The 10368-nt window shown below is 43.6% G+C and carries 10 protein-coding genes and 1 tRNA gene; 5 read left to right on the top strand and 6 right to left on the bottom strand.

What is annotated here, in order from left to right:
* Nucleotides 1-512 precede the first annotated feature (512 nt).
* Complete coding sequence (locus tag H5073_RS17305) at nt 513-1403, top strand: 6-carboxytetrahydropterin synthase (RefSeq protein ID WP_182680812.1); 891 nt, start codon at nt 513-515, stop codon at nt 1401-1403.
* A 175-nt stretch (nt 1404-1578) separates the two neighbouring features.
* Entirely contained in the window at nt 1579-2427 is an 849-nt protein-coding gene (locus tag H5073_RS17310) for a M23 family metallopeptidase (protein WP_182680813.1), read from the top strand.
* Between the two features lie 112 nt (nt 2428-2539).
* On the opposite strand, the gene H5073_RS17315 is transcribed toward H5073_RS17310, so the two are convergent.
* Nucleotides 2540-3121 (bottom strand): VOC family protein, encoded by a 582-nt coding sequence (locus tag H5073_RS17315; protein ID WP_182680814.1) that lies wholly within the window; start codon nt 3119-3121, stop codon nt 2540-2542.
* Nucleotides 3122-3173: 52 nt separating this feature from the next.
* Nucleotides 3174-3719 carry a murein L,D-transpeptidase family protein gene (locus H5073_RS17320; protein ID WP_182680815.1) on the bottom strand — a complete coding sequence of 182 codons (546 nt, stop codon included), beginning with the start codon at nt 3717-3719 and terminating at the stop codon, nt 3174-3176.
* 200 nt (nt 3720-3919) lie between these two features.
* Between H5073_RS17320 and H5073_RS17325 the strand changes: the two genes are divergently transcribed.
* Together H5073_RS17325 and H5073_RS17330 are read left to right on the top strand one after the other, a co-directional pair.
* The gene (locus H5073_RS17325; RefSeq protein WP_182680816.1) at nt 3920-4750 is read left to right on the top strand and encodes an ion transporter; all 831 of its coding nucleotides are present in this window, start codon (nt 3920-3922) and stop codon (nt 4748-4750) included.
* Nucleotides 4751-4782: 32 nt separating this feature from the next.
* Nucleotides 4783-6327, top strand: coding sequence for an MATE family efflux transporter (locus tag H5073_RS17330; protein ID WP_182680817.1), 1545 nt, complete (start codon nt 4783-4785; stop codon nt 6325-6327).
* A 64-nt stretch (nt 6328-6391) separates the two neighbouring features.
* Here the strand turns inward: H5073_RS17330 and H5073_RS17335 are convergent, their stop codons facing one another.
* The 3 genes from H5073_RS17335 to H5073_RS17345 all read right to left on the bottom strand — a co-directional run bounded on the left by H5073_RS17335 (nt 6392) and on the right by H5073_RS17345 (nt 9492).
* Nucleotides 6392-6592 (bottom strand): DUF2986 domain-containing protein, encoded by a 201-nt coding sequence (locus H5073_RS17335; protein ID WP_182680818.1) that lies wholly within the window; start codon nt 6590-6592, stop codon nt 6392-6394.
* A 162-nt stretch (nt 6593-6754) separates the two neighbouring features.
* Nucleotides 6755-7315, bottom strand: coding sequence for a hypothetical protein (locus H5073_RS17340; RefSeq protein ID WP_182680819.1), 561 nt, complete (start codon nt 7313-7315; stop codon nt 6755-6757).
* Nucleotides 7316-7812: 497 nt separating this feature from the next.
* Nucleotides 7813-9492, bottom strand: a complete 1680-nt coding sequence (locus tag H5073_RS17345; RefSeq protein WP_182680820.1) for an alkaline phosphatase — start codon at nt 9490-9492, stop codon at nt 7813-7815.
* 264 nt (nt 9493-9756) lie between these two features.
* On the opposite strand from H5073_RS17345, the gene H5073_RS17350 reads away from it, so the two are divergent.
* Nucleotides 9757-9999, top strand: a complete 243-nt coding sequence (locus tag H5073_RS17350) for a DUF3624 domain-containing protein (RefSeq protein WP_182680821.1) — start codon at nt 9757-9759, stop codon at nt 9997-9999.
* Nucleotides 10000-10148: 149 nt separating this feature from the next.
* On the opposite strand, the gene H5073_RS17355 is transcribed toward H5073_RS17350, so the two are convergent.
* A tRNA-Met gene (locus H5073_RS17355) sits at nt 10149-10225 on the bottom strand.
* Nucleotides 10226-10368: the final 143 nt, after the last annotated feature.

Consider the following 10368-nt stretch of genomic DNA (forward strand, 5'->3'; position numbering starts at 1 on the left):
AGGACAGATGCAAGGGATGCACATAGAACGCATGGATGGTGCAGGGAGCACAAAAATAGCAGGATTGCTTAACAAAGAATAAGAGGCCACGAATTATTGTCGTGGCCTTTCTTTTGGCTTTTTTTTAGTTTTTGAAAATACAGTGTGAATAATTGTGTAAGATGATTTTGTAAATATTCGGCAATCTCAATGTGATCAGCATTAGCGACTTTGAAGTAAAACAACTCTTAGCCTACCCTATACAAGCCATTATAAAACAGTGTGATAGCTAAATATTCTCGTTAAAGATTTTAATGTCTCATTGCTGGCGTTTTATTGTTTAATCGCCATTCTTCTCGCTTCAGCCTCAATCAATGTGATGAAAATACGCGATTTCATGCTTAAGTCTGCGTTCTTCACTCGCTCAATAGCATGCAATTGTTTAGAATGTACCGCTAAGTGTCTTTCCCACTAGCCATTGCTATTCGGGAGCAAATAAACGAGGTAGACTGTTTTTCTGCCTGGGAGCGTAAATGCAACTGTTCGTTAAAGATTTAACTGTTATTGATTTCTCTTATTTATGCCCTATTCGCGGCATGGTGGGGGAAAGTTGGATTGTCGATGTGATGCTTGAAGGCGGACTTGATGATCAAAATATGGTGCTGGATTTCGCTAAAGTTAAACGCACCATTAAAAACACTATTGATGATGTCGCCGATCACCGTTTATTGATCCCAACCGCCTGCAGCGAAGTACGCTGGCAACAGCAGGGTGACAGAGTATGGATGGATTTTTCAAGCCAGAAAGGCAATATTCATTTGGCTTGTCCGTCTCAAGCATTTGCACTTATCCCTACTGAAGTGATTGATTTTGATAGTGTGAATTCATTCTTGCAAAAGGCGTTGAGAGAAGCCTTACCAGATAATGTTCAGGGCATAAATTTAACGTTGCGTAATGAGGTACTAGATACACCTTATTACCATTACAGCCACGGTTTGAGAAAACATGACGGTAATTGTCAACGTATTGCTCATGGCCACAGAAGCCCAATTACAGTGTTTGAGAATGGTATTGCTGAACCAAAGTGGGATGAGTACTGGGCCGAGCGTTGGCATGATATTTATCTTGGCACTAATGATGATGTGGTCGAAGTTACTGAGCTTGAGTTGTCACAACAGAGTCATGCTAATGATGAAACTCATTATGGTTTTCATTATGTCGCCCCCCAAGGTGATTTCCAATTAGCTATGCCTAAAGGCCTGTGTGAAATCATCCCCCATGATACGACGGTTGAATTATTAGCTGAGTTTATGGCGAATACTTTGGCGGATAAAGTGCCTAGCAGCCAGTTTAAAGTGATCGCCTATGAAGGTATTGGTAAAGGGGCCATTGCCCAGAAAGGACAGCAACAAGAGCCCAGTTAACCGTGGTTTACTATAGGTTATAGAGTGTTATGTTTATGCATGGTTTTAAGCACAGGTTATAAACGCTAATTTCAAGCTGGTTCTTCAAACGACTGTGTAACATGTAATGTAAAGCTTTCTTACTCATTTGAGGAGAAAGCTTTTTGCTATTAGAATTTCAATTAAGGATGAAATGATGACGATAAAAATGATGTTGGCAGTGGCGCTTAGCTTGTGCTTCAGCGTAAGCAGTGCCGCAGAAGTGAGTTTACAGGGGCACTTTGAGCAAGGCGCCTTAGTGCGTGGTCAAGTCCCTAGCGGTACTCAGGTGATGTTAAACGATAACCTTGTTAAGGTTACGCCTAATGGGCAGTTTGCCATTGGTTTTGATCGCGATGCAAAAAGTGAACAGCGTCTTAAGCTGGTCTACCCTGATGGTCTTACTGAAATAAAACCGCTTAAAATCAGTGCCAGAAAATACCAAATTCAAAGTGTAAAAGGCATTAGTAACAGCATAATGAAGCCCGATCCTAAAGCTGTCGCTCGGGCGGCGCAAGATGCTAAGCAGACGCAAGCGGCGCGCTCAATTTTTACTGAAAGCGAAGCATTTCTCAGTGATTTTATTTGGCCACTTACCGGCCGAATTTCAGGAGTATACGGCAGCCAGCGCATTTACAATGACGTTCCCGGTAACCCACATTTTGGGGTGGACGTTGCGGCGCCGACAGGGGCAGTGGTGGTCGCGCCTGCTGATGGTGAAATTTCCTTAGCGGTTGCTGATATGTTCTACTCAGGCGGCACCATGATCATAGATCATGGCTATGGTGTCAGCTCAAGTTTTCTTCATTTGAGCAAACTCTATGTAAAGCCTGGTGATAAGGTGAAGCAGGGGCAAGCCGTTGCTGAAGTTGGCGCTACGGGTCGAGTCACAGGGCCTCATTTAGATTGGCGTCTTAATTGGTTCCACATGCGCCTTGATCCGGTGAGCATAGTGCCGTCAATGGCCAGTGTACTAGCTGCCAAAAAAGCGACTAAAACACACTAGTCTGAGTGCTTAGGCATTCGATTGGCTTGTTGGTTTAGCTTGTTGGCATTGCTCGTTGAATTAGTATTGTGGCTTTGCTGTGTCGATGTCTGTTAGCTATGGGTTGAGATCATTACTGCTCGCTGGCAATGATAGCCTTAATATGATGAGTGTGGATTTTTACGCAAATATTCCCTTGTTTAAGGGCGATAGTCGGATTGGCGAGTCGCTCTTTATCACCCTTAGGTGAGCTCATCTTAACTTTGATGTCACCACTGCTAGTATGTGTATCAGGCGTCTCTAAGATGGCTTTTAACGTAGGGAAGCGGCCAGTGAGGGCCAATGCCAGTTCTTCACAATTTTTGGCTTGGCAGTTGAACACTAGCTCTACATGCTCCCAACCTTCATTTGGGTAGACTTTTTCAGAAGGATAGGGCAATTCAACGCAGCCAATGGCGTAACCGCCTAACATTAAAGGGGTATCCAAGGCGATAATCACAATGGGGCGCCCATTGATGATGTTTTTAGAGATGATTTGACCTTGCTTACTAAAGGCTTGTTCTAATTGCAGCGCTGTTTCTAGGCTATTGACCCTCAAGGCGACATGGTCGCAGTCAAGCTGGGCCTGACTTAAGCCCAGCGTATCGATAAAGCCTAAAATCTGTTGGCTAAACTCATTCCAACTGCGGTTTAGGTGGTCAAATGTAATGCTCATATAGCGTGACTTCTGCTGTTATTTCTACTTCAAAAAATTGAATTAATACGTTTTATGGCCAAATTTCAATTGGCGTACCTGGGTCTATCATGCGCCACAACTCATCCATTTCTTTATTGGTTACAGCAATGCAGCCATTGGTCCAATTGTATTTTTGTGCTTCCTCTGGCGGTAATGTTGACTTGGGGTTTTCACCGTGGATCATTATCATGCCTCCAGGGCTTATTCCTAATGCATCGGCCCTGAGTTTGTCTTCTTCATTGGGGTAGGAGATATGAATGGACTTATAAAAGGCGCTATCAGATTTTTTGTAGTCGAGGAAATAGCGTCCTTGAGGGGTACGTTGATCGCCCTCGGTAAGTTTGTGACCATTAGGGGCATCACCCATAGCAATAAGATAGCTTTTAATTGTTTTTCCATCACGTATGATAGACATTCTGGAGGCGGATTTATTAACGATAACCAAGTCTATCTTGCTGTTTTTAGTTATGAAATGCTGATTTGATGATGCTTGCACTTGTGATGATGCTAGTACAGCGAACAATGATACCGACAACAGCAGCGCAGACATTTGCACTGAAACCTTAGCAACACCCATGAACTCTCCCACTTATTTGGGTATACCAAGCTTCAAAAGCGCTCCTTGGCATACCATTATTATTGTTATCTTAAATAAGGCAGATAATACCTTAGTTCATTGTTAATGTAGAATAGCTTAGCAAGATTTTTAGCACTTAAACCCTCAATTTCAGCGGGCTGATTAGACGACAACCATAATATGCCTCTCAAGGAATGATGATGAAACCCGAACACACACCAGTAATAGACAGAAAGCAGCAACTCAGGGCCATTATCTTTGGCACTGAAACCCGCTGGGGTCGGTATTTCGACATCAGTTTAATCCTGTGTATTTTGCTCAGTGTGTCCTTGGTTTTTATCGACACCATAGAGAGCATCCATCAGCAATATGGCGCCCTGATAAACATAGGCGAGTGGTTTTTTACGGTGATTTTCACGCTAGAATATCTATTGCGTTTATATTGCTCGGAAAACCGTTTCTCATTCGCAAAAAGCTTCTATGGTGTGGTGGACTTTATTTCTATTTTGCCCAGCTATTTGGCGCTGTTTATCCCAGGTGCTAATGCAGTGCTCGCCATCAGAGTATTACGACTGTTTCGTATTTTTCGGGTGCTTAAGTTACTGCGTTATTTGGCAGAAGGTAATTTACTCCTTAAAGCTATGATGCAATCGAGCCGAAAAGTGTTTCTGTTTTTCTTTTCGGTGAGCCTTATCATTATGGTGCTAAGCGTTGTAATGTATGTGATTGAAGGCCCAAACAACGGCTTTACTTCTATCCCTAAGTCTATGTATTGGACCGTGGTGACTATTACCACTGTGGGTTATGGTGATATTACGCCGCAGACTCCATTAGGTCAGGGTATTGCGGCTTTAACCATGTTAATCGGTTACTCAATAATCGCTATTCCTACCGGTATTTTAACTGCAGAAATCTCCCATGAGATGGTGCGAACTCGTGACTTAAGAAAATGCAGTAATTGCGGTAAGAATGGGCATGATAATGACGCCAAATTTTGCACTCAATGTGGCAGTGAGCTTGAAGCGCTGTAATGGCCGCTAAGCTAAAGATTTTAAGGTAACAAATGACAACGGCTAAATTTGTAGACGGCAGTATTTTTCGCCATATCTGGGTCATGAGCTCGACGGCTGCCATAGGTATTTCGGCTATTTTCTTGGTAGATTTATTGGATATTTTTTTCCTGAGTCTATTGGGTGAGCAAGAGCTTGCTGCCGCAGTGGGTTATGCTGGCACTATTTCTTTTTTTACGACGTCCATAGGCATAGGGTTATCCATTGCCTTGGGCGCGTTAGTCTCTAAAGCTATTGGTGCAAAAGATGTGGCTTTGGCAAAACGATTACTGCTTAACTGCGCCATTGTAAGCTTTGCCATTAGTGTGGTGGTAGCGTTACTGGTGGGGCTGTTTGTGCCAGAGCTTTTGGCACTAATTGGCGCAACGGGTCACACGGCTGAGTTAGCTCAAGGATATTTGTACATACTTATCCCTTCTTTGCCAGTTATTTGCCTTGCTATGGCCCTTGGCGGTGCACTGCGAGCGGTCGGCGATGCCAAGCTTTCTATGATGTCTACCTTAGCTGGCGGCGGGGTCAATGCTGTGTTAGACCCTATTTTTATTTTCTTATTTGCTATGGGCATAGAGGGCGCAGCCCTTGCCTCAGTGCTGGCTCGTTTAACGGTATTGATTATCTCGACCCATGGGGTGCTGGTTAAACATAAACTCACGTCTGGGTTAAGCGTTAGCAATCAAAATGACGATTTACCCATTGTTTTTTCTATTGCCTTGCCAGCCATGATGACCAATGTTGCGACCACCATTGGCAATGCGGTTGTGACCCGCGCCATTGCCGATTATGGCGATAGCTACGTGGCGGGATGGGCGGTATTAGGGCGATTAATTCCAGTGACATTTGGGATGATTTTCGCGCTTTCTGGCGCTATAGGCCCCATAGTTGGACAAAATTTTGGTGCCAATTCATTTGATAGGGTGCGGGACAGCTTAACCAAAGCCATTCAGTTTTGTATTTGCTATGTGGTAGTGATGTCGCTAGTGCTATTTTTAATCAAGGACTTCATCATAGATGCTTTTGATATGAAAGGGGACGGCGCAGCGTTGATCCAGTTTTATTGCCAATATATGGCCATATTCTTTATCTTTGCAGGGATTTTATTCGTCGCTAATGCCTCATTTAATAATCTAGGCAAAGCCAAGTATTCAACCCTATTTAATGCCGGTAAAGCCACCTTAGGCACCATACCTTTTGTGTACTTCGGAGCCCAGTATGGCGGCGTGTTTGGAGTACTTATTGGTCAAGCCATCGGTTCGGTATTGTTTGGTCTAGCGGGATTGTGGGTAGCTTATAAATTGGTTGATAATATTGAACAAAGCTCAAGTGCCATGATAGGGGAGTCAAAAGGGTCTGAATCAAAAGTACCTGGGTCAAAGGCGCCTGTGGAGGGCATTGAACTTGAAGATGTCCCTATGGGATCGGCAGATCTGCCGCTTTCTTCATCTTGTGCTCAATTGGCGCAACTTAATGAGCCACAACTGTGTGAGCAGCTAAGTGAAGATGCCAACAATGAGTCAGAGACAGGCATTAAAAAAGCCTAAGCATGAATGCTTAAGCTTTATAATTAGTCTTTAGATTTAGCGTTAAGACTGTAAAGCGCTTAAATTAGGCTTTTTCGTCAGTGGCGTCACTGTCTGGGCTGACGGTATTTTTCTCAGCTTCTTGAGCTAGGGCCAACTTTTCACGCTCAGCCTTAGAAATGTATTTTGGCTTAAGGACCTTTTGCGGATTAGATGGCTCAACCTTGTTTGCCCTTGCCTTGGCGCGCTTGGCCAATTTCTTAATCATTTCTTGCTTTCTATTCATGTGGCTTCTTAACTTTTAAAAGATTGACTTTAGTAGACAACCGCTTAGTAAAACGGTTGCTTGCTAAGCCCCTGCATAAATTTGACGAGGCTTGGCAGATCCATATCGTGATTTGGCGCTGTGGGGCTAAGTTTAGCCTATAGTCGGCTCAGCACATAGCATTTATCGTTTAAGGTTTTTTGCAGGATATTTTTTTCGGTCAGCATCGTTTGCTCCTTCTTTGCACTCGCCGCGAATTTCGGCACGGTCAAAGTCGATAAAGCGATTAAGTTCATGGTAGCCATCGCGGCAAAATGCGGACATTTCTAAGGTCTTTTCCAGCCCTAACTCAACCTGTCTTACCCATAGCTCTCGCTCATCCTGGGCATTTTTTTGTGCAATAAGGTACTCACGATAGTCATCTTGGCTGCGGCCAAAAGGCCTATCCTGTGGAAGGCGTTCCTCTAAGGGAATGAGGGATGGGTTAGCAAGCCTTGCGGTATAGGTAAATAGCTTAAGCCCATCTTCTAAGACTTCAGCATGTAAACGATCACGGAATTTACCGACATAATCATCAGGGTCGACACTGTTAAACGCGCATCCCGTCATTACCATCAACACGGTTGCTAGGATGGCTGTAGGCACGATATTGAGACGTGGTGATGAGGCAATATTCTTAAGAGCGGCCGCGTGAGTGCTTTTGTCAGAGCCAATAGGCTTATGTGAACGAAATTGTTTTAACACTTTGAAGTCCCACAGATAAAATATGCTTTAGCATACCTTATCTTAGCCTGTTCTTACTAGCCACAAGATGTTGGTGAAGCGATGTGAAGTAAGCTGATGGCTTTGAAGTAATGTCGATTTATGGACTATAAAAAATAGGCGCGAGTATCAACGCCTCTTCATTAGGACCTGTTGATCTTTCAAGGTTGTTTTTGCAGCGAATTGTTGGCCATTTATACAAGGTAGAGGCTTTGCAGTGTAGTTATTCTACATAAAAAGCCGATAACGCAGTAGAAATGACCAACAAAGGCTGCCCAAAGGGTTCGACTAAAACCGTTTTACTCTTTGTTAAGCGAATTTTGCTTAGATTACTAGGCTGCAATTCACTCGCCGCGATTAAAACGGTTTTATCTCGAACAAAATTCAACCGGCCCTAGTTTATTTAAGATAACTTAAGTGCTGAACTTAATATTTAAGTTTAAGTTTAAGTTTAAGCTCTTAGTTCAAGATATTAGTGCTTATTCATTACCTACCAAGGCGGTGATCATCTTTTGGCCTATTTCTACATGGTGCTGCATCATAGAGAATTGCTTAGTCACCCCATAAGGACCAAAAGCATAAACTGGGACGGGAGCTGCAGTATGAGTGCCAGTGCCCCAAACCGTATTTTGCTCTTTTGCTAGCGCACGGCCAATTAAGTTACCGTGAGTTTCATCACCATAGACGTAGAACTCTTTAAAATCATTCACTTTTGGGAATTGCGCCGCCGACAAGTAGCTGTGTCCCGCCACGTAGTAGTCATTATTTTCTCGCACGCCTACCGCAGAAGCCTGCTCTGGAGTGACTTTAAATGCACTGTATTCATTAATGGCGTCGCTCCATTGTTGACCCGTTGAGTTATCAAAATTCCAACCGGCATCGACCCTGTCCATCATGTTATAAAAAGTACCGCTTTGGGCATAAAGCTTATCTAGGTGAGATAGTGCGCCAAAGTTAAAGTTGGGTTGGTAATCAAGTCCTTGCATGCCATCACCATTCAAACTTTGGGCTTCAGGCAAATTGTTACGTGAATAACTAAAGCCAAAACTGCCCGTTTCATGATCGGCGGTGACGATAACTAAGGTATCTTCACGGTTTTTTACCCACTCGTAGACGGCATCTACGGCTTCATCAAATCTGAGCAACTCGTGCAGCATCCAACCCGTATCATTAAGGTGACCGGCCCAGTCAATTTGGCCGCCTTCAATCATCAAGAAGAAGCCGTCTTCATCTTTAGATAAAATATCCAAGGCTTTGAGCGTCATGTCTCGAAGGGAAGGCTCGGTGCAGGTGTTCTCTTTACGGCACGCGGTGTAAGCAATAGCATCGCTCATGCCAGAGTTTGCAAATAAGCCTAACAATTTAGTGCCTTGTGCGGCACTAAGCTGCTTATTATCAAATGCTAAGGTATAGCCATGGTTATCTTTGGCTTCTAATAGTAAATTTCGCTCATCACTACGTTTAGATTTTTTGTAAACACTCGCTGGCGCGCCAAGATCTTGCATGGATTGCTGCGCTTGGGTGTTACTGCTTATATCAGCAGGCAAAAATACTCGTGCGCCGCCTGAAAGCATCACATCCACATTGTTCGAGGCGATGAGTTCTTCTGCAATTTGTGCTTCCAATGAACGGTGGGGTTGGTGAGCGGCAAAGGCTGCTGGCGTTGCGTGAGTAATGCGGGTATCTGACACTAATCCGGTCGCTTTACCTTTTGCTTTGGCTTTTTCTAAAATAGTCGCGACAATATTACCATCGCTATCTAGGCCTATCATTTCAGAGCCCGCGGCTTTGCCTGTTGCTAACTGAGTGGCAGAACAAGCTGAATCCACCACTAGACTGCCATTATCACCGTGGGGAGCATTAAGCGATAACCCAAGCTGACCTATTTCACCCAATTTCGATAACGCTGTTTTACCACCTTGACTCTTATAGGTAGAGTTTGGTGCGCGACGGGCATATTCTTCTAATAAACCCACTTGTTGCGCGCCCATGCCATCGCCTATCATCAAAATAACGTTTTTGACTTGAGTGACTTCTGCTGGTGGAACTTCCTTAGTGACTTCAACTTCTTTGATCACTTCGACAGTTTTAGTGTCACTATTACATGCGGTTAATAGGCAAGATGAAATAGCAAGTGCGAGCAGGCTTTTATGTGTCATGAAGATCCCTTTTAGTATTGATGTCACGTTCCTTGTCTGTATTGCAAGGTCGGTATTTAAGTGATTAAGGTGATGATTGCTATAAGTTAATCACTGAATTAATGCGACATAGAATAGAAATGTAAAATGACAGTTCAATGAAGCCACGATTGCAGTTTTATGATCTGAAACCCCAATCACGCAGAAGGTTTAGGCACCTAGCTGTTAATTGCTGAATATTAAGTGCTATAGATTAGATGACTAATAAAAAAGGGAGCAGGTTAGATGGCCTGTGGTGAGTGTCAGCAATCTAATTTTTGGGAAAAGCTTGGCCGCTGCACTCAGTGTATGTGGCAGTTAAGCGTGGTTTCAGTATTGGGTTGGAGTGCTTGGGGTTACTTTTATCGTGAAACTCCAACACAGGTTGAATCTATCGCATTGCTGTTTTTCTGCGCTGCGGCCAGCATATTGTTACTTGCACACGGAATAAAGTACGTTTATTTAAAGTTTATTGAAAATGCAGCATAAGCTAGCAATACCTTTCAGAGAAGGCTGCCCACTGAATCTATGGCACGACGATCTTCGACTTTTCTTATTAATAGAGAGTTGAGCCCGACGAGCTATGATGTTTTGATTTTGCTACGAATATAAAAGAAGGGGGTATATTTTTCGTTAATTGGTTGCGGGAGCTGGATTTGAACCAACGACCTTCGGGTTATGAGCCCGACGAGCTACCATACTGCTCCATCTCGCGTCCGAATTATATGCGGAACTAGATATTGCTTCTACTCTGTTTTAGGTAGACGTTTGTTCTTATTTAATAGTTTGCGTCAGCTGGATATCAACCAACGATCCTCGGGTTATGAGCCCGACGATCTACCATACTGCTCACTTGCG

Source organism: Shewanella sp. SR44-3 (genome assembly GCF_014163735.1).
Lineage (GTDB): Bacteria > Pseudomonadota > Gammaproteobacteria > Enterobacterales > Shewanellaceae > Shewanella.

Bases quoted from the DNA above. Each gene is read 5' to 3' on its own strand.
- H5073_RS17350 (WP_182680821.1), top strand. From the start codon at position 9,757: ATGGCCTGTGGTGAGTGTCAGCAATCTAATTTTTGGGAAAAGCTTGGC.
- H5073_RS17305 (WP_182680812.1), top strand. From the start codon at position 513: ATGCAACTGTTCGTTAAAGATTTAACTGTTATTGATTTCTCTTATTTA.
- H5073_RS17330 (WP_182680817.1), top strand. From the start codon at position 4,783: ATGACAACGGCTAAATTTGTAGACGGCAGTATTTTTCGCCATATCTGG.
- H5073_RS17310 (WP_182680813.1), top strand. From the start codon at position 1,579: ATGACGATAAAAATGATGTTGGCAGTGGCGCTTAGCTTGTGCTTCAGC.
- H5073_RS17345 (WP_182680820.1), bottom strand. From the start codon at position 9,492: ATGACACATAAAAGCCTGCTCGCACTTGCTATTTCATCTTGCCTATTA.
- H5073_RS17335 (WP_182680818.1), bottom strand. From the start codon at position 6,592: ATGAATAGAAAGCAAGAAATGATTAAGAAATTGGCCAAGCGCGCCAAG.
- H5073_RS17325 (WP_182680816.1), top strand. From the start codon at position 3,920: ATGAAACCCGAACACACACCAGTAATAGACAGAAAGCAGCAACTCAGG.
- H5073_RS17320 (WP_182680815.1), bottom strand. From the start codon at position 3,719: ATGGGTGTTGCTAAGGTTTCAGTGCAAATGTCTGCGCTGCTGTTGTCG.
- H5073_RS17315 (WP_182680814.1), bottom strand. From the start codon at position 3,121: ATGAGCATTACATTTGACCACCTAAACCGCAGTTGGAATGAGTTTAGC.